7 protein-coding genes are annotated in these 20352 nt (G+C 71.6%); 2 read left to right on the top strand and 5 right to left on the bottom strand.

The features are described 5' to 3' along the window. Positions 1-16: 16 nt before the first annotated feature. Genes OHA17_RS33905 through OHA17_RS33920 form a run of 4 tightly spaced genes read right to left on the bottom strand, consistent with a single transcriptional unit; the run spans position 17 to position 14928 of the window. On the bottom strand, positions 17-727 hold the full coding sequence (locus tag OHA17_RS33905; protein ID WP_406509654.1) for a hypothetical protein: 711 nt from the start codon (positions 725-727) through the stop codon (positions 17-19). Beyond that, on the bottom strand, positions 693-1736 hold the full coding sequence (locus tag OHA17_RS33910; RefSeq protein WP_406509655.1) for a GSCFA domain-containing protein: 1044 nt from the start codon (positions 1734-1736) through the stop codon (positions 693-695). The genes OHA17_RS33905 and OHA17_RS33910 overlap by 35 nt, the downstream gene beginning before the upstream one ends. After that, complete coding sequence (locus OHA17_RS33915) at positions 1733-10873, bottom strand: amino acid adenylation domain-containing protein (RefSeq protein WP_406509656.1); 9141 nt, start codon at positions 10871-10873, stop codon at positions 1733-1735. The genes OHA17_RS33910 and OHA17_RS33915 overlap by 4 nt, the downstream gene beginning before the upstream one ends. Then, entirely contained in the window at positions 10873-14928 is a 4056-nt protein-coding gene (locus OHA17_RS33920; protein ID WP_406509657.1) for a non-ribosomal peptide synthetase, read from the bottom strand. The genes OHA17_RS33915 and OHA17_RS33920 overlap by 1 nt, the downstream gene beginning before the upstream one ends. Positions 14929-15392: 464 nt before the next feature. Here OHA17_RS33920 and OHA17_RS33925 point away from each other — a divergent pair, with 464 nt between their 5' ends. Together OHA17_RS33925 and OHA17_RS33930 are read left to right on the top strand one after the other, a co-directional pair. Next, positions 15393-18512: a non-ribosomal peptide synthetase gene (locus OHA17_RS33925; RefSeq protein WP_406509658.1), complete on the top strand. Its 3120-nt coding sequence runs from the start codon at positions 15393-15395 to the stop codon at positions 18510-18512. Positions 18513-18647: 135 nt separating this feature from the next. Then, complete coding sequence (locus OHA17_RS33930) at positions 18648-19100, top strand: luciferase family protein (protein WP_406510883.1); 453 nt, start codon at positions 18648-18650, stop codon at positions 19098-19100. An 87-nt stretch (positions 19101-19187) separates the two neighbouring features. Here the strand turns inward: OHA17_RS33930 and OHA17_RS33935 are convergent, their stop codons facing one another. After that, positions 19188-20240: a chitinase gene (locus OHA17_RS33935; RefSeq protein ID WP_406509659.1), complete on the bottom strand. Its 1053-nt coding sequence runs from the start codon at positions 20238-20240 to the stop codon at positions 19188-19190. Between the last annotated feature and the right edge of the window lie 112 nt (positions 20241-20352).

Genomic DNA, 20352 nt, shown 5'->3' on the forward strand with positions numbered 1-20352 from the left:
GGGGTGGGGGCGTCGTTCAAAGCCCCCGCGCAAGCAGATCCGCCAGGATCAGCCGGCCGAAGGCGAGGTTGCCGTGGATGGTGTCGTCGGGCTCGCAGAACTCGGCCCGCTGCACCCCCTGTTCGTCCGCGACGCGAGACCGCAGGTCCACGATGTCCACGCCGAGCTCGACGAGAGCCCGGCGGACGGTTTCCTGGGCCGCCATGAAGACGGCCGGGTCGGACAGGCCGGGGACGCGCTGCGGAGGCATCACCGCGAGGACCGTGAGACCCAGGGAGCGCGCATGGCCGTAGAAGGCGAGCGCGTCGCGCACCGTGGCGCGGACGACGGCGTCGAAGAGTCCGCTCGCCAGGAAGCCCGCAGGGAAGCCGCCGCCGGGGACCCGGTAGATCCGCCAGTTCTCGGTGGTCGCGAGGAAGTGCGCGCTGAACCCGAAGGTGCACACCAGCGGGATCCCGATACGGCCGAGGCCGGTGACACCCAGCCCGGCCAGGAACCTGCGGTAGAGCGCGTCCGCCTCCGCCTTGCGGAAGACGACATCGTCCCCGCGCACGTCGAAGAACTCCGCGTTGAACTCCCGCCCGGCACCGATCGGACCGCCCTGGAAGGGGATTCCGGCACCCTTGGCGGCTCGGCCGACCGGCCCGGCGTGGGAATCGCCAAGTAGGAGGAATCTGAAGGGAGTTGGTGGCCTATCGGGGACTGTAGTAGTCGAGTACGGCGTCATCGCACCAGAGGTCCTCTCCCGCTCGGGGCCGGGCGGCGCGGCCCGGGCGGGGCTCGCTGGGGCGCCGGGCGAGCGCGTCGAAGAAGCGGCCCATGACGAAGGCGACGCCCCCGGGGGTGACGGTGCGCAGGTTCGGCTCGAAGAAGGCCGCCTTGAACGGGAAGCCGGTGACGATCTCGTACGCCGGGAAGTAGTCGACGTACGCGCACTCCTCGGCCAGCTGTCCGGCCACGGCCCGCAGTACCGACTTGGAGTACGTCGTCGCGGTGAGCGCGTGGCCGCCGGTGGCCGTCGCCGTCAGCGGCACGGGTGACACGGTGAGCAGGACGCGCAACCCCGGATTGGCGGCGCGGGCCAGCCCGATCGCCGCAGCCAGATCATGGTGGACCTGGGCGAAGGTGTAGTTGTGGAACACATGCTGTTCGGGGTCGAACGTGCCGCGTATGGTGCCGGGGCACACTGGATGGACCGTGCCGTGTATGCGGTCCCGCCATGCCTCGGTCAGGCCGAGCGTGAAGACGAGACAGCTCGCCTCGGCGACGGCGGCACGGATCGCGGCGAGCGTCGCCCCGCGCGCCGAAAGCACCTCGTCGGCGGAGGCGTGACCGTTGGGTTCGACGCTCGGCCGGAACGCGTCGAAGAAGCGGCCGTCCTCGTGCCAGACCCCCTCGGGCGCCTCGGTCTCGCCGTACGCCCAGCTGAGCCACTGCCGCAGCATCGCGGCGGTGTAGACATGGCCCGTGCGGAACGAGAACACCCCGTAGTGCCGGGCCTGTCGTTCGGTCTCGCTGAGCCCCGGCGGCGCGGGCTCCGCCTCGCGCCAGTTCATGCCCCGCTCGACCAGGGCGCGCCCGATGTGCCGGGCGAAGCACGACCCGGCGGTGAGGACGACGTCGTCCTGGCCCACGGCGAACTTCGGGCTCCACAGCCCGTCGATGTCCAGCGGGTCCGGCTCGGCGACGGCGGTGCGCCAGAACGAGCGGGCAGGCAGCGAAGAGTACGGGTTCATGGGGTGGGCCTCGACTCGTCGGACGAAGTAGACAAACTGGACAAAGGGGGCAGGGGAGGGAGTGAGGGCGGAGGCTCTGCGTTGATCGTGTGCGCGATGGCTCGCACATGCGGCGGCCTCATGAGGCCGTAGTGGGTGGTGTCGAGACACTCGTAGTCGCCGAGGTTCGCCAACTGGTCGTGCCACAGGGCCAGTTGGTGGTCGATGGCGCCTAGTTCCGGGAGGCCGGGCACCGGTCTGCTCGCCAGCCGCAGCCGGGTCGGGGTGGTGGGCAGGGGCGGCAGTTCGTGCCGCGCCATGCTCGCCAGATTGGCCCGGCAGCAGCGCGCGAGCCGCTCGGCGTACGTCAGCGTCTCCTCGCTCGCGGGAGCTCCGGTGCCGCCCTGGCCCAGCTCGTGGGCGAAGACCGCCTCCAGTTGGCTGCCGTCGTACGCCGCGAAGCGCGGGCCGGCGTCGGGCGGCGGCGGGTCGAGCAGGCAGAGCCCCGCGACGGGCCGCCCGGCAGCCTCCGCCTCGGCGGCCATCGCGTGCGCGACCCAGGCGCCGAAGGACCAGCCCGCGAGCCGCCAGCGCCAGGGGCCGTGCGGGAAGCGGGCCTGGAGGGCGGCGTGGTAGTGCCGGGCCCGGTCGGCGAGGGACCAGGGCGCCGGGTCGGCCGCGCGCAGCGCCGGGTCCGCGATCAGGCAGACGGTGAAGCGCGGATCCAGCGCGGAGACCAGCGCCCGGTAGGCCTGGATGTCGCCGCCGACCGGATGCACCAGACACACCACCTCGCGTCCGGTGCCGTGCTGCCAGACCTCCACCGGCACCGGGTCGCCGCCCGGCTCGTCCTGGTCGAGCAGGCCGAGGATCTCGGACAGGCTCGCTTCATGGGTGAGTTGGGACAGTTCGAGGTCGATCCCGCAGTGCCGCTTCACCTTGCCGATCAGGTCGAGCATGGTGAGGGAGTCGGCGCCGTAGTCGTAGAGGGAGACCTCCGGATCGAGATCGTCCAGGCCCAGCCACTCGCGCAGCCAGTCTGCGAGCAACTCGGCGATGGACGCGGTTGCCCCTGTCGGGGCTTCGTCGGCGGGCGCCTCATAGAACGCCCGAGCTTCCTCAACTGCCGTGGTGGATATGAGGAGTTGGGGGAGCTGGAGGCGCAGGGCCCGGGCGAAGAGGCGCTGTCCCTCCTTCAGGGTCAGGCCGACCGCGAGGTGGGCCTGATGCCGCCGGTCGGTGGCCAGCGCGCCCCGCGCCATGCCGACCTCGTTCCAGATGTCCCAGCCGATGCCGATCCGTACGGTGCTCTCCGAGGCGTCGCCCCGATGGCGTGCGAAGCCGTCGAGGAGGCCGTTCGCCGCCGCGTAGTCGAACTGGCCGACACCGCCGAGCAGGGCCGACATCGACGAGCAGTACGCCGCGAAGCGCGGCCGGTGCCGCGCGATCAGCCGCTCGACGAGGAGCGCGCCACCCAGCTTGGCCGCGGTGGCGGCCCGCATCGCGGCGCCGTCCCGCCCGCCGATGAGACCGCCGCCCGGTACACCCGCCGCATGGACCACCCCGTCGAGGCGATGGCCGAGCCGGTCGATGCGGGCCAGGATCGTCCGGGTGTCCTCCTCGGCGAGGTCGGCGGCGATCAGCTCGACGCGGTCCGCCCACGGTGCGAGGTCGGCGGGCAGCCGGGGCCGCCGGGCCAGCAGGATCACCCGGCCGTCGGACTGCGAAAGCAGCCAGGCCGCGATGCCCGCGCCGATGCCCCCGGTGCCGCCGAGGACGAGGTGGACTCCGTGGGCCGCCAACGGCGCGGGGGGCGTCTCGGTGGCGGTCACCCCCAGGAGCGCCTGCTGCCACCAGTAGCCCTGCCGCAGCGCCAGCCGTCGCGGCAGTGCAGCCCGGTCCTCGGCGAGCACCGCCACAAGCAGCGCCGCCCACTCGGCGAGATCGCCGTTCGGCAGATCGAGCCAGCGGCAGTCCACCCCGTACTCCTGTGGCCCCACCTCGCACGCCCCGGCGAGCAGCCCCAACTCCGGTCGCTGTACGTCCTGTTCGACGGGCTGGGCCTGGTGCGAGAGCCACCAGAGCCGCACGCGTTCGGCACCGGGGAAGCCCGCCAGTGCCTGGAGGAGGGCGGCGGGCGCGTCGAGGCAGGCCCGGCGGGCGCGCTCCATCGTGTCCGCGCCGACCTCCCCGTCGACGGCCAGCGGCAGCGCGTGCAGCCAGTCGATACGCTCCCCGCCGGCGTCCGGCAGCGCGTCGAGCAGCCGGCGCAGCGACACCGGGTCGGTCGGGTCGACGCCGAAGCGGTCGTCGGCCAGCCGCGCGAACGCACCGGCCGCCTCGACCCGTACGACCCGGCCACCGCCGGTATTCAGGCCGCGCAGCGCCTCGGCCGCCAGCGGGCCGGCGGTCACCACCACGAGCAGCCCGGGTGTCCCTGGCGCGGGTACCGCGCGGCCGCGTCGCACCCAGTGCGGCTGGTGCAGCCACGCGTCCTCGGGCAACCGCTGCGGCCAGGGCGCGGGCTCGGCCGCCGCCCGAGGCTGCTGCGGCCCGGGCTCGGACGCCGCCCGGGGGAAGTCGTACTCGGCCAGATCGAAGGCGGGCGGCGGGAAGTCCCAGGGCGCCTGGGCCGGCCCGGACGGCCACGCGAGGGCGTCACCGCCGAGCCAGGCGGCCACCAGTTCCGCGGGCGCCGATTCCTCGGCCCGGCGGGTCCGTCCGCTCGGCACCGGGTCGACCCCGGCGGCCGTTCGCAGCCAGGCCACCGCGGCGGCCGCGTCCGCGCACACAGCCCCCGCCCGGTACCGATGCGTCGGCCGCCCGGCCTGAAGGTGGCGCAGCACCTGCCGGTAGGCCTCGGGCCGGGATCGAAGGTAGTCGGCGATGCGCTCGGCATCGATGCGCAGCGCCGCCTCACTGCGGCCGGAGAGGAGGAGGGCATCATGTTCGGCAGTGCTCAACTCCCTTGTCCGTTCGGCGTGTTCGAGGATCAGATGCGCATTGGTGCCGCCGATGCCGAAGCTGCTCACCGCCGCCACGCGGGGCCGGTCGGCGGGCCAGGGCCGGGCCTCCGTCGGGATGTGGAACGGGGCGGCCTCGGCGCCGATCCGCGGATTGATCCGCCGGAAGTCGGCGGTCGGCGGGATCACGCCGTGGTGGACCGCGAGCGCGGCCCGCACGAGGCCCACCACGCCCGCCGCCGCGCCCAGATGCCCGATCTGGCTCTTCACCGACGAGAGCGCGCAGTGGGCCCCCTCGGCGGGATCGAGGTCGTACGCCTGGCGCAACGCGCCGACCTCGACCGGGTCGCCGAGCCGGGTGCCGGTGCCGTGCGCCTCGACGTAGCCGAGGTCGGCGCCGGTGCGGCCGCTGCGGCGCAGCGCGTCACGGATCACCCCGCGCTGCCCCGCGAGCGAGGGTGCGCTGTAACTCAGCTTCCCCGCACCGTCGTTGTTGAGCGCCGAGCCGGTGATCACCGCGTACACCGTGTCGCCGTCGCGCCGCGCGAGCCGCAGCGGTTTCAGCACCACGACGCCGACCCCGCTCGCGCCGACGGTGCCGCCGGCGTCGTCGCTGAACGGGCGGCAGTGGCCGTCGGGGGAGAAGATGTGCTGCGGCCGGTAGGTGTAGCCGTCGCTGAGCAGCGTGTCGACCAACACGCCGCCCGCCAGCATGAGTTCGGCCTCGCCCTGGCGCAGCAGACCGGCGGCGACGTGCACCGCGACGAGTGAACTCGCGCAGGCCGCTTGCACGGTGAAGGCCGGGCCCGACAGGTCGAGGTGGTAGGCCACCTTGGTCGCGAGGAAGTCCTTGTCGTGGTGCAGGGCCAGCTGGAATCCGTCGGGCAGCCGCTCGGGATCGGCCTCGCGGAGCAGGGACTGGAAGTACGTGTTCTCGCCGCAGCCCGCGACGATTCCGATGCGCCGCTCGCCCGGATCGGCGATCCCGGCGTGGGCCAGCGCCTGCACGGAGCTCATCAGGAGGTGCCGCTGCTGCGGATCCATCAGGCGGGCGTCGTGAGGGCTGATGCCGAAGTGCTCCGGATCGAAATCAAGCAGCCCCGCCATCTGGCTGCGGGCTCCGACCAGCCCCTCGGCGGCGTCGAAGTGCTCGATGCCGCGCCCGCCCGACGTCACCAACTCCCAGAAGGCGCCGAGGTGTTCGGCGCCGGGCAGTCGCACCGTCATGCCGACGACGGCGACGGGTTCGTCGGCCGGGCCCGTACGGTCGGAGCGCTGCGTCACCTCGCGCAGGCCCGGCGCGGCGGCTCCCGCGCGCCCGTCGAGGAAGCCCGCAAGGCTCCGTATGGTCACGTGCTCGAACAGGTCGGGGATGGTGAACTGCGGGCCGGGCTCGGCGGTGCAGCGCAGCTGGAAGCGCATCAGGTCCAGGCTGGACGCGCCCGCTTCGAAGAACCGCTGCTCGGGACCGACCGGCCTGCCCGTCACCTCCTGGAACAGCTCGCTGAGCCGCGCCTCGCGCGCCGACCGGGCAGGTGCCGAGGCGGCGCGCGGGCGCAGCTCCTCGCCGGGCGCGGACAGGGCCGTACGCCGGTCGAGCTTTCCGCTCGGCGTCAGCGGCAGCGCGTCGAGTCGCCGAAAGCGGTCGATGCGTACGTACGGAGGGAGCAGCGACGCCACATGGCTCGCGAGGCTCTCCGGCGTGGGCGCTTCGCCCCGGCACTGCAAGCAGGCCACGAGGCGTTCGCCGTCGTGCACCACCACCGCGTTGACGATGCCCGGATGGCGAAGGAGCGCCGACTCGATCTGGCCCAGCTCAAGGCGGTGCCCGCTGAGTTTGATCTGCTGGTCGTCGCGGCCCAGGTAGTGGAGCAGGCCCCGGCGGTCGAAGCGGGCCAGGTCGCCGCTGCGGTAGAAGCGGCCGAGGCCCGGCAGCTCGACGAAGCGGGACTCGTTGAGCGCCGGGTCGCCCAGGTAGCAGGGCGCGGCCATCGGTCCGCCGATGAGGAGACGGCCGGGCGCGCCGGGCGGCACGGCCTCGTCGTGCTCGTCCACCACGCGCAGCCGGGCCCCGGCCACGGGACGGCCGATGGCGGGACGGGCCGGCCACTGCTCGGGGTCGCCGTCGAGGCACAGGCTGCTGACCACATGCGTCTCGGTCGGCCCGTAGTGGTTGAAGAGCCGCGCGCCGGGCATCCCGGCGAACCATCGGCGGATGGCGTCGGTGCACAGCAACTGCTCACCGGCGGTGACCACTTCACGGAGCCGCGACGGGTACTGACCGAGCCGGACGCCGTGTTCGGCGAGGAGTTGCAGGGCGACATAGGGCAGGAAGATCCGCTCGACACCGGCCGAGTCGAGCTGGTGCAGCAGAGCCGGCGCGTCCTGCCGCAGGCCCGGCCGGACCAGGTGCAGGGTGCCGCCGCCGCACAGGGTGGTGAAGACCTCCTGGAACGACACATCGAAGGACAGCATGGAGAACTGCTGCGTGACGGCGCCCCCGGCGAGCCCGCCCGCCTCGCTCTGCCAGTGCAGCAGGTTGCACAGGGTGCGGTCGGGCACCTGGACGCCCTTGGGCGTGCCGGTGGACCCCGAGGTGAACAGGGTGTACAGCGGCCGGACCCCGTCGTGCAACGGCAGCGCGGCAGCCGGAGCGGTCGACAGCGTGACGGCGTGCCGCAGGAGTCCGGCGGGCGCGATCGCGTCGACGGCGGCCTCGCCGGCCGGCGCGACCAGGACGCACAGCGGCCGCACCTGGTCGAGGACCTGCCGCAGCAGCGCCGGGGGATAGGCCGGGTCGAGGGGCACGATGGTGAGGTTGAGCCGCGCGAGCGCGAGCAGCGCGACGACGTGCTCGACCGACGGCTCGAAGTACAGCGCGACACTGCTGGACGGCGGGGGCAGGGGGAACCGGGCCTGCAACTGAGACGCCAACGCGGCCGCATATACGTCGAGTTGGAGATAACTGACGGTGCGTTCGCCGGTGACGAGAGCGGTCGCGTCGGGTGCGAGCCGGGCCTGGCGGGCGAAGCCCTCGGCGATGGTGGTGACGGGGAGGGGTGTCGTGGGGCCGGTGCCGGGGTCCGGCAGGCCGCGCCGGTAGGGGGCCACCAATTCCGCCAAGGTCGGATCGCCGCAATCGGCGGCCAGAGCGTCGAGGCCGCGCCCCAACAGCTCGTCCATCGCGCGCACTTCGGCCGCCTCGAAGTGGTCGTCGGCGTACTCCCACAGGCAGTCGAGGCCGCTCTCGTGCTCGATCACGGACAGGGTCAGGGGACACTTGGCATCGGCCGGGGCGAGCCACTGCGGTCGGGTCTCGCAGCCGGGCAGTGCCAGCGCGCCGAAGTCCGTGTTTTCGAGTACGAACATGAAGTCGAAGGGCGGGTCGTCGGGGCGTGCGCCACGGTCGGCCAGGACGTCGGCGAGCGCCACGTCCTGCCGGTCGAGCACGGCCTGAATGTCGGCGGCCTGCCGTGTGAGCTGCTGGCGCAGGGTTTCACGCGGCGCCGAACTGGCGGGCAGGAGAACGGTGTTGGCGAACATGCCCACACTGGCCTCGAACTCCCGCACCGGCCTGTTGGCCACCGGCCCCGCGATCCTCGGGCGAGTGCTCCCCGTCACCCCGTACAGGCTCCACGAGAAGACGCTGAGCAGGATCTGGAAACGCGTGAGCCCCAGCTCGGCGCTCAGCCGGTCGAGGGTGGCGCGACGCCCGGGATCGAGCGAGGAGTGCAGCAGTCGGCCGACGGAGTGGGGGCGCAGTGGTTCCAGCGGCGCGTCCTTCGGACCGTCGCCGGTGAACTGCCTTGCCATTGCGTCGCGTTGGGCTGCGTAGGAGGGGCTCGCGAACCAGTCGGATTGCCAGACGGCGTAGTCGAGCGGTGTGGGGGGAGCCTCCTCGTTCGGCATCGGCTCCCCGGTCAGCGCGGCCGCGTAGTCGGCCGACAGCTCGCGGAAGAGCACATTGAGCGACCAGCCGTCGACCGCGATGTGGTGCAGCTGGAGCAGCAGGACACGGCCGTCGCCCTCCGGCAGCAGGCACGCCCGCACGAGGCGCGGATCCGACAGGTCGAACGCGGTGGAGAAGAGCTGGTCGGCGAAGGCGCGCCAGTCGGGGGCCGCGCCGACATCCGGCTCCAGCCACGGGTCGTACTCCTCCAAGACCTGCTGCGTCAGCCCCTCGGGCGTGGGCGCGAAGGCGGTGCGCAGAGCGGGATGGCGGGCCACGAGCCGGCGCAGTGCCCTCCGTAGCGCGGCGGTGTCGAGCACGCCCTCCAGACGGAAGGCGAGGCCGACGTTGTACGCGGTGGAGCCTGGGTCCCGCTGGTGCAGCAGCCAGAGCCGCTGCTGCTCGGAGGTGGCCGGAGCCGAACGCGCACCCGCGGGAGCGGCGGGCACCGGATAGGGCGACTCCTGCGGGCGGCCCGGGCTGATCGCGGCGGCCAGTTGCGCGAAGTCGCCTCGCAGAACCACGGACGGGGGCAGTTCGCAGCCCCACCGGTGCCGGATCTCGAAGCGAAGGCGCAGCGCCTTGAGGGAGTCCCCGCCGTTGGCGATCCAGCTGTCGCCGAGCCGCAGCCCGGGCACGTCGAGGATGCGCGAAGCAATGTCAAGTACCGCTTGTTGATGGGGAGTTGCCGGGACCGGTGCTGTCTCGGCGCGCCAGGGCGGGGTCCCGGCGGACAGAAGTGCCGCCTGGTCGACCTTGCCGTTGGCGTTGAGGGGCAGCTCGTCCACCAGATGGACCCGGTGCGGTCGCATATAGGAGGGCAGCCCGTCGGCGAGGTGTCGGGTGAACTCGGCGTACGACAGGTCGGCTCCGAGCACCACATAGGCGAGGAGCTCGTTCGCGCCGTGGTCGGCGTCGCGGCGGGTGCAGACGTAGGCCCGGCGTACGGCGGGGTGGGCGACGATCCGCCGTTCCAGCTCGCCGGGTTCGATGCGGAAGCCGCGCACCTTGACCTGCCGGTCGGCACGTCCCACATAGCTGAAGCTGCCGTCGGCGTGCGGGCGCACCAGATCGCCGGTGCGGTAGTGGCGGACGCCGCCGAGCCACGGCAGCCGGACGAAACGGCGGGCGGTCTCGTCGGGAAGGTTGCGGTATCCGACGGCCAACCCCTCCCCGGACAGCAGGAGTTCGGCCACCTGGCCGGGCTCCGCCGGTCTGGTTCCGTCGATCACCGCCACCGCGGATGTGCCGGGCAGGGCGCGCCCGATCGGCACCACCTGGTCGTGGAAGTCGCGGGGGATCGGGTGGATGAGGGCGAAGGTGGTGGACTCGGTGGGGCCGTACACGTTGTAGAGCCGGGTCGTGCTTTCGGCGTTGTCGCGGTACCAGCGCCGGATCAGCCCCGCGTTGAGCTGCTCGCCGCCCACCAGGACCTGGCCCACCCCGGCGAAGCAGTGCGGCATCCGGTCGACCACCGCGTTGAACAGCGCGACGGTGATGAACGCCGTGTCGATGGCCTGTGCCTCAAGGGCTGCCGCGAGAAGGTGCGGCGTCTGGCAGGTCTCGTCGTCGAGGATCACACAGCGGCCGCCGGTCAGGAGCGGGACCCACACCTCGAAACTCAGCGCGTCGAAGGCGGGGTTGGAGAGGCAGGCGTAGCGCGCGTCGGCGCCGAGCTCGATGTAGCCGGGGCGTGCGAGGCGAAGGATCCCGGCGTCTCGCACCTCGACGCCCTTGGGGCGGCCGGTGGTGCCGGAGGTGTAGAAGAGGAAGGAGGGGCAGAGCGACTCCGGCACCGGATCGTGCGGCAGACCATCGGGTCTGCGTCCGTCGCTCTCGTCCAGCAGAGCGTCGACGCTCAACTGACGCACACCATTGGGAAGTTGCGGTCCACCGCCGTGAATCACCGCCACGCTCGCGGAATCGGCGAGGATGTGGTTGCGGCGCTCCGGCGGGCTCTGTGCGTCGAGGGGTACCACCACCGCGCCGAGCCGCCGGATGCCGAGCATGACGCAGACCAGCTGCCAGGAGCGCGGCAGGCACACGGCCACGGCCTGGCCCGGTCGCAGCCCGCGACGGTGGAGGGCCCGCGCGAGGGACGCGCTCGCGGTGTCGAGCTCCGCGTAGGTGAGGGACCGCTCGCCATCGACGACGGCGACCGCGTCCGGGGTGCGGCGCGCCTGTGCGAGCACGCTTTCAGCGAGGCTCAGGGAGGCGGACGGGGCGTCGTCCGGTCTGGCTGCCATCATGACTCCTGGGCGCTGGCCGAGGCGGACTGCCGTGTGGCAGAGGGGGGTTGGGGCGCCGTGCCGCCGGTACGCAGTCGCACCAGCTCGGCGTCGATGAGCGCTGCCACTCGGGGCAGCGCGGGGTGCTCCAGGACCTCCCAGTGGTCGCAGTCCAGCGGCTCCACGACGAGGCCGCCCCGCGTGCGGCTCGCCCAGAACTCCCGTACTCGGGAGGGCGATTGGGGATCCTGAGTGCCGCCCAGGGCTTGGGCGAGTACCAGGCGTGCGGTGGTCGGCGCGGGCCGGTGGTCGCGGGCGGACAGTCGGTTGTGGTTGTAGAGGTGGAAGTACTGGTCGATCTGGCGGTCCTCGATGCCGGGGTACATGCCGTTGAACTTGACGAGCTTGTCGCGGAACTCGGCCATCTCCACGGGTTCCACCAGCGCCTGCGCCACCGGATCGTCCGTGGCCTGCGTGTCGAGCAGGACGACGCTCAGCTCGGTGTGCCCGGCGAGCGCGAGTCGGCGGCCCATCTCGTGGGCGATCAGACCGCCGTAGGAGAGGCCGGTCAGGACGAGCGGCCCGTCGGTGAGGGGCTCGATGAGGCGGAGATACTCCTCGGCCATCGCCTCGACCGTGGGCAGGAAGGCTTCGCCCGGGTTGACCCCGGGTGACTGGATTCCGTACGCGCCGTACGAGCCCGGCAGCGACTTGGCCAGCGAGAGGTAGCAGAAGGCGGTGCCGCCCGCCGGATGGACGCAGACCACCCGCCCGGCGCCGTCGCCCGCGCGGAACTCGATCAGGTTGCTCGGCGGCGGACCCGTGACGCCCTCGCGCAGCCGTCCGCCGAGCGCCTCGATGGTGGGGTGCTGGAGGATGTCGCGTACCGGCAGGGTCTCGCCGAACGCCTCGCGGATCGCGTGCGCCAGCTTGATCGCGGAGATCGAACTCCCGCCGATGTCAAAGAAGTTGTCACCGATTCCGATCTCGGTCTGTAGCAGCAGGCGTTGCCATATCTGATAGAGCGTCAGCTCGATGTGGTCGCGCGGGCTCGCCCCATTGACCTGGGTGGGGCCGCCGGCGTGGGCGAGTTCGAGCAGGGCCGTGCGGTCGAGCTTGCCGTTCGGGGTCTGCGGCAGCCGGGGCAGTTCGATGAAGAGCGCCGGGATCATGTAGTCAGGGAGCCGTCGCGACAGGGCGGCGCGCCATTCGGAGAGCAGGCGCGGCTCGCCCCCGCTGCGGCCGACGGCGGCGACCAGGCGCTGTTCGCCCGTCGCGACCCGGTCGGCGAACACGGCGGCCTCGTACACGCCGGGCTCTTCAAGCAGCGCGGTCTCGATCTCGGCCGGTTCGATGCGGAAGCCGCGCAGCTTGAGCTGCTCGTCGCCGCGGCCGACGTACTCGGCGTTGCCGTCCGGCAGCCAGCGCGCCAGGTCGCCCGTGCGGTAGACGCGCGCTCCGGGGACGAAGGGGTCCGGCCGGAAGCGCTCGTCGGTCAGGTCGGGCCGGCCGAGATAGCCGCGGGCCAGACCTGCGCCGCCGATGTAGAGCTCGCCCGGCACGCCGATCGGCACCGGTTCGAGGTGCTCGTCGAGCAGGTACACCCGGGTGTTCGCCAGCGGTTTGCCGATGGGGCACTGCCGGGCCAGGGGCTGCGGGTCGAAGTAGGCGGTGCTGTAGAGCGTGGCCTCGGTCGGCCCGTACCCGTACAGGACGCGCAGCCCCGGCAGCACCTGCGTCATGCGGTGCAGGGCCCGCTCGGGCAGCGACTCGACGCCGGTCAGGAGCCGGCGCAGCGCGAGGCCGGCGAGCCGGTGCTCCGGATCCTCGTCGATCCACTTGACGAAGGCGGGCGGCAGGAAAGCCTGCGTGACGCGGTGGGTGCGCAGCCAGTCCATGAGCGCCGCGGGATCGCCGCGCAGCTCCTCGGGCACCAGGTGCAGGGCGGCCCCGGTGGTCAGCGGCAGCAGGATCTCGTGCACCGAGGCGTCGAAGCCGATGCTCGACCACATGGATGCCGCTTCGCCGGGGGCGGCGCCCATCCGGTCCAGCCAGTGGCCGAAGAGGTTGACAACGTTGCCGTGCGTCACCGCGACGCCCTTGGGTCTGCCGGTCGAGCCCGAGGTGTACATGACGTACGCGAGGTCGTCCGGGGCGACCGGGACGCGAGGCGCGACGTCGCCGAGGCCTTCGGCTTCGACCGCGGGCAGCGACTGCCAGCCGTCCGGGGGCGCCGACGCGTCGCTCAGCACCAGGGCCGGGGCGGCGTCGGCGACCAGGTGGGCCAGGCGTCCGGCGGGCAGCCCCGGGTCGAGCGGCAGGTAGGCGGCGCCGGCCTTGAGGATCCCGAGGACGCCCACCACCAGCTCGGCCGAGCGCCCGGTGTGCAGGCCGATCAGCTGATCCGTACGGACACCACGGGCGATCAGCGCGTGTGCCAGCCGGTTGGCGCGCCGGTCGAGGCTCGCGTAGTCGAGCCGCTCGCCGCCGCTCCGCACGGCCAACTGCCCGGGTCTGAGCCGTACTTGGTCCTCGAAGCGTTCGATCAGACTTGTCCGGGACACTGGACGGGCCGTGTCGTTCCAGTCCACGACGAGTCGTCGGCGCTCCCGCTCGTCGAGCAGGGACAGCGTGGCCGCTTCCCGCTCGGGGGCCTCGACCATCTGCTCAAGAACACGCTTCAAATGACGGGCATAACGTTCGGCGGTTTCGGCGTCGAAGAGCGCCTCGGCGTAATCCAGCGTGCCGACCACCCGCCCGTCCTCTTCTCCCAAGGACAGCGCCAGGTCGAATTTCGCGGCGGTGGACGGAGAATCCAGTCGAGCCACGTCGATACCCGGCAGCTTCAACTCGCCTTCTTCATTGTTCTGCCAGGCGAACATGGTCTGGAAGAGGGGAGTGTGGGCGAGTGTGCGGGGCGGATTGACGAGTTCGACGACCTGCTCGAACGGCAGATCCTGGTGCTTGAGGGCCGAGAGTGCCACACCGCGTACGCGGCTGAGCAGCTCGGCGATCGAAGGGGCGCCGGAAAGGTCGATGCGCAGAGCAAGAGTGTTGACGAAGAAGCCCATGAGGCCTTCGAGTTCGACGCGGCGGCGGTTGGCGACGGGCGTGCCTATCACCAGGTCGCGTTGTCCGGAAAGCCGGGAGAGAACCAGGGCCCAGCCAGTCAGCACGGTCATGAACAGAGTGCTGCGGTGACGTCGGCTGAAAGCGGTGAGTGCGGCGGTCAATTCCTCGCCGAAGGCGATCCGAACCTGTCCGCCGATGTAGTTCTGCTCTGCCGGACGCGGTCGGTCGACGGGAAGTTCCAGCAGCGCGGGAGCGCCCTTCAGGGCCTCCTGCCAATAGCCGGCCTGCACGGCCAGTGCGCCCTCGGACAACAGTCGGCGCTGCCAGGCGGCATAGTCCGCGTACTGCACGTGGAGCGGTGGCAGCGGATCGGGGTCGCCCCGGGTGAACGCGGCGTACAGCGCCCCGAGTTCACGGGTGAACACGCCCATGGACCAGCCGTCCGAACCGATGTGATGCATCGTCAGGAGTAAGGCGTGTCTGTGTGGTCCCAGGGTGACCAGGAGCCCCCGGATCAGAGGTCCCCGCTCCAGGTCGAAGGGGGCGGCCGCTTCCTCGCGTTGAAGCGCGGTAAGCCGTTCGTCCGCGTCGGGCAGGCCAGTGAGGTCGTGGCGCCGCAGGGCGAAGCCCGATTCGGGCGGGTCGACTCGCTGGAAGGCCTCGCCCGCCACCGATACCAGGCGGGTCCGCAGCACTTCGTGCCGGGCGACGAGCGCGTCGAGCGCGCGGCCCAACACCCCTTGGTCCAGGGCGCCTTGGAGCATCAGCGCGAGCGGCATGTGGTACGCCTCGCTCGCGCCCCGCAATTGCGACAGGAACCACAGCCTCTGCTGCGCGAAGGACGGGACCAGCGGTGCGGCGCGGTCCGTCTTTGTTACTGCCGAGTTCTGTGAATTCCGCGCGTTCGGCGCGTGGTGGGCGTTCTGGTTCCGGGTGTTCTGCTTCGGCTCCGAAGGCGGCTGCTCGGTAAGGGAATGGGAGGTCGTTCGGTTCGCGGGCACAGCGGTTCTTCCCCTCTGCGGGAGGCTTGTTCAAGGGGGCGCGGGGGATCGCAGGGGTTGCTGAATTTCGGTCAGGGTGATGCGGCGGGTCGGGAAAGGCGTAGCCCGGCGCAGGGGAGCTGAGGGGGAAGTTCCCGCCGCCGTCGGGGCATGCGATCGAGGGCCGCACTCGCACCGTCGGCCGGTCTGGTCTGACCGCGATGATTGATCAGCGCCGCCGAACCTGTCAATGGTCGGCTGTTCGCATCCGCCCCAACTCGGCTGTCATGCCTGGCATTCCTGGGGCGGTACGGTCCGGCCGGGCGGATGTAGCGAGAAGTTAAGGACATTGATCAAGGTATTGCGTATTCGCATCGGCATCAGGCAGATTGAGTCAGCCGATCGGAGGGGCTTGTTCCCGCCGCGGTACCCGGGGGATGTGCCATTGCTACCGAGACCGCATCGACGGTGACAGGACGTGTTCGATGTCCGCTGCCCCTGCCGAGTCCGACCCCGAGCCGCCCTCAGCAGCCCCCGCCCTCCGCACCCGACCACATCCCGCTTCGCCGCGTCCCGCCTCCGCCGCGCAGAGCGGCATCTGGTTCAACGAGCGACTCGACGACTGTCTGACGGTCCATCATCTGCCCTTCTCCGTACGCTTCGAGGGCGATCTGGACGTGGCCGCGCTGCGCCGGGCCGTCGCCGCCACCGTGCGCAGGCGCGAGGCGCTGGCGAGCGCGGTCGAGGACCGGGCGGGCGCGCCCTTCCTGGTCCCGGCTGCCGCGCTGCCCGAGCTTGTCGTCGAGCGGGACGGCCCGGGTGCGGTGCGGCGGCACATCGTCGCGCCCTTCGACCTCGCCCGCGGGCCGCTCTGCAGGCTGGTGCTGCTGAGCGCCGGCCCGCGTGAGCACCGACTGCTCGTCGTCGCCCACCACCTCGTCTTCGACGGGCAGTCGATGGGCCTGCTCCTCGCCGACCTCGCGGCCTTCTACCGGGCGGAGGCGACGAGAGCCGACGTGGGGCTCCCGGAGCTCCTCCCGGCCGAAGCGCCGGGCGCCGAGGAGGATCGGATCGCCACCAACTTGCCCTTGGCGCAAGCCTATTGGGCTGGCCATCCGCTCGCTGACGACGAGTTGATGCTGCCCGGGCTCGACCGCCCCGCCCACGGGGTGACCGAGGGGGAATCGGTGGAGTTCCGCTTCCCCGACGATCTGCGCGAGGGGCTCGGCCCGGTGGCGCGCCGGATCGGCGTGACCCGCTTCGAGCTGATCGTCGCGTCCCTGCACGCCCTCCTGTTCCGGTACGGAAACCGCACGCCGGTCACCGCGATCGACCTCGGCACGCGCACCCCCGAGCAGCAGGACCGTATCGGCGTGTACGTGAATGAGCTGCCGTTCTCCTCCGCGCCGGAGGCCGACGCCACGTTCGGGGAGTTCGCCCGCGCGGTGCGGGCGGGGCTGCGCGAGCTGTACCCGGTGCGTGATGTGCCGCTCGGGCGGGTCGGTGCCGGGGTGAGGCCGGGCGTCGCGCTGGCGCAGGTCTCGATGTCCTACCGCCGCCCGGAGGCCGTACCCCACTTCCGCGGGCTCACGGCGCGGGCCGACTGGTCGCCCTCCAGCCACACGGCCCGCAACGCCCTGCGCATCGAAGTCGCCGACGCGCCAGGGGAGTTGAGTGTGCTCCTTCAGTGCCCGAAGCGGGATGCGTGGCCCGACGCGCCGCGGAGCATCGCCCGTCACTGGCTGACGCTGCTCACCCGGGTCGTCGCCGACCCGGACACCGCGCTCACGCACCTGCCGCTGCTCGATGCCGATGAGCGCGAGCGCCTGCTCGTCGAGTGGAACGACACCGCTGTGGAACAGCCTGGGAAAACGCTCCCGGAACTGTTCGCGGAACAGGTGGCCCGCACGCCCGACGCGGTGGCCGTCGTGCACGCCGACCGCCGGCTCAGCTACGCCGAGCTGGACGCCGCGGCCGAACGCCTCGCGCACCGGTTGCGGGGCAAGGGCATCGGCCCCGGCGACCTCGTCACCGTACGGGCGAAGCGCTCGGAGCGGCTTGTGGTGGCGCTGCTGGGGGTGCTCAAGTCGGGGGCGGCATACATTCCGCTGGATCCCGAATACCCCGCACAACGCCTGGAGTTCATCGCGGCGGACTCGAAGGCCGCTCTCGAACTCGGCGACGCCGATCTTGTCGCATGCGCCGACACCGCAATATCTGATGCAGTGTCAAATACGGCGCCTGTGAATGCCGGGCGGCGCCCCCGGCAGGCCGCTCCCGCCGATCTCGCGTACGTCATCTACACCTCCGGTTCTACCGGCCGCCCCAAAGGCGTGCAGATCGAGCACCGTTCGCTGACCAATCTCCTGCTGTCGCTGCGTGACCTGCTCGACGCCCGGCCCGCCGACAGGTGGCTCGCGCTGACCTCGGTGTCGTTCGACATCTCAGGCCTCGAACTGTTCCTTCCGCTCGTCACCGGCGCCACGGTGGTGGTGGCGGGCCAGAGTCAGACGCGTGACGGTGCGGCGCTGGGCGAACTCGTGGCCCGGCACGGCATCACGCACATCCAGGCCACCCCGACCGGCTGGGCGATGCTCCTGGACGCGGGCTTCGACGACCCCACCGTCACCGCGCTGACCGGCGGCGAGGCGCTCCCGCCCGCGCTCGCGCGCCGGCTGCGGCCCATGGTCGGACGGCTGGTCAATGTGTACGGGCCGACGGAGACCACCATCTGGTCGACCGCGGACGAGGTCACCGAGGGCGAGGTCACCAGGGAACCGGACCGAGTGGCGATCGGCCGACCGCTGGCCAACACCCGTACCTATGTGCTCGACGCACACCTGTCGCCGGTCCCTGTGGGTGTGGCGGGCGACCTGTACATCGCCGGGGCCGGGCTCGCCCGCGGCTACCTCGGGCGGCCCGACCTGGACCGGGAGCGCTTCCTGCCCGACCCGTTCGGGCCGCCCGGCAGCCGGATCTACCGCACTGGCGACCGGGCGCGGTACCGGGACGACGGGCGCCTTGAATTCCTGGGCAGGAACGACGACCAGATCAAGCTCCGGGGCTATCGGATCGAACTCGGCGAGATCGAATCGCGGCTCCTCGCCGTGCCCGGCGTGGACCGGGCGGCGGCGGCCGTACGGGACGGGCGCCTCGTCGCCTACCACGTCGGCGATGCGGACGCGGGTGCCGTACGGCGGGCGCTGGCGGCGGAGCTCGCGGCGTACATGGTTCCGGAAGTCCTCGTCGCGCTCGACGCCCTGCCGCTCACACCGAACGGAAAGCTCGACAGGCGAGCGCTGCCCGCCCCGCCCGATGTGCCCGCCCCCGCAGCCGCGGCGGGGGACACCCCGCTGGAGGCGGTACGGGAGGTGTGGTGCGAGGTGCTGCGGCTGCCCGACATCGGCGACACCGAGGACCTGTTCGACCTCGGGGGCCACTCGATCACGATGACCCAGATCTCGGCGCGGCTCCTCGACCGGCTCGGCGTCGACGTCCCCCTGGACGCGTACTTCGAGGACCCGACCGTGCGAGGGATCGCGGCGGTCGTGGCCGAGCTCACCCGCCAGAATTGGTCACCTGTACAGAAGATGAATCAGAGGTGAATAGCGCCGGGCGGTGGCTTTGTCCGCAGGCGGCCGGACATGGATCGGCCATGAAACTCATCCATGGGTGGATGGGGGTGGTCCTCCGGGTGAAGTGTGCGCGAGGATGGCGCCATGACCGCGGCTCATCGCGCCATGGACCAGTTGAAATCATGGCCGAACCTGGTAAGTGGCCCACCCCGGTGCGCAGTCGGGGAGGCTCTTTTCACGGCGGAATACGAAGTGGTGCATTTCCATTCCGGATTCGCGGCCGACCTGCATCTCACCCACATGGCGATCGAGCGGCTGCGTCCCGAGCTGCGGCACAGCACGGCGATCCGGCTGAAGCCCGGGTCGGCGTGGGTGACCGTACTGCTCGACTGCGACTCGGATGTGGACCTGCTGCTCACGCTGGTCAGCGTCGCCCTCAAGGCCCACACCGGCAGCCCGCCGCACCCCCTTCCCGCGCCGTGCACCTGGTACCGCCCCGCCGCCGTGCTCCAGCGGGTGCCGGAGCGGACCGTCCTGGAGCTCCCGGCCGCGGGCATGTTCCCCGCGGCGAGGCGGGCGGTCGGCCGGTTCCTGCCGCATGGCCCCCGGGCTGTGTGAGGACTGCCGTGCGGTGGGGCCTGCCGACATGTGCGGGCCCACGGCCATGTGCGGGCCCGCTATGTGCGGTGCAGCCATGTGCGGGAGTCAACGACCTTGCAGCGCCTTGACGTTGTCGCCGAACGTCCAGTTCTTGGAGCCGTCCCAGTTGATGGACCACGTCATCAGGCCCTTGAGCGCACCACTGTAGGTGTTCCAGGCCTGGGACACCTGACTTGATGTCATGTAGCCGCCACCAGCGCCCGGTTGGGCGGGCAGGCCCGGCACCTGCTTGTCGTACGGCACCTTGATCGTGGCGCCCTGGACGACGAGGCCCTTGTTGAGGCAGGTGGTCTGCGCGGTGAACCCGGCGACCGTACCGGCCTCGTACGCGTCACCGGAGCAGCCGTACATGCTGCCGTTGTAGTACTGCATGTTGAGCCACCACAGCCGGCCGTTGTCCGCGTACTTCTTCACGACGGGCAGGTACGCGCCCCAGATCGAGCCGTACGTCACGCTGCCCCCGGTGACGTACGCCGTCTCCGGGGCCATCGTCAGGCCGAAGTTCGAGGGCATCTGGGCGAGCACGCCGTCGATGATGCGGATGAGGTTGGCCTGCGAGGCCGACAGGGTGTTGATGTTCCCGCTGCCCACCAGGCCGGTCTCGATGTCGATGTCGATGCCGTCGAAGTTGTACTGCTTGAGGATCGGCACGATGGTCGCCACGAACCGGTCGGCGACAGCGCTCGAACTGAGGTCGATGCCGGCCGCGGCCCCGCCGATGGACATGAGGATCGTCTGGCCGCCGGCCTTCGCCTGGCACATCTCGGCGGGCGTGGGCACCGTCACCGTCGAGTCCATGCCGTCCTCCCACAGCACGGTGCCGTCCGAACGGATCACCGGGAAGGCGGCGTTGATGACGTTGTAGCCGTGGCCGCCGATGCGGGAATCGGTCACCGGGATCCAACCCAGCGGCGGATGTACGCCGTTGGCGGCGCCGTCCCAGTTCTCCCAGTACCCCTGGAGCACCTTGCCCGAGGGTCTCGACTTGACCGCGCAGGTGTCGGCCCGAGGCGCGCTCGGCGCCGCGGCCACCGGGGCCTGCGTGGCGAGAGCCAGCACCACTCCGGCTCCCAGCAGACGCAACGTACGACCGATCATGCTGTGCTCCTTGCCTCCGGGAGCGGCCGCGGTGGGGGCGCGGCGACTCCTGGACCGTGGGGGACCTGAGGAGGTGCGAGGGGTGGCGACCCACACCGTAGATTGGTCCAGA

The organism is Streptomyces sp. NBC_00212 (genome assembly GCF_045206365.1).
Classification (GTDB): domain Bacteria; phylum Actinomycetota; class Actinomycetes; order Streptomycetales; family Streptomycetaceae; genus Streptomyces.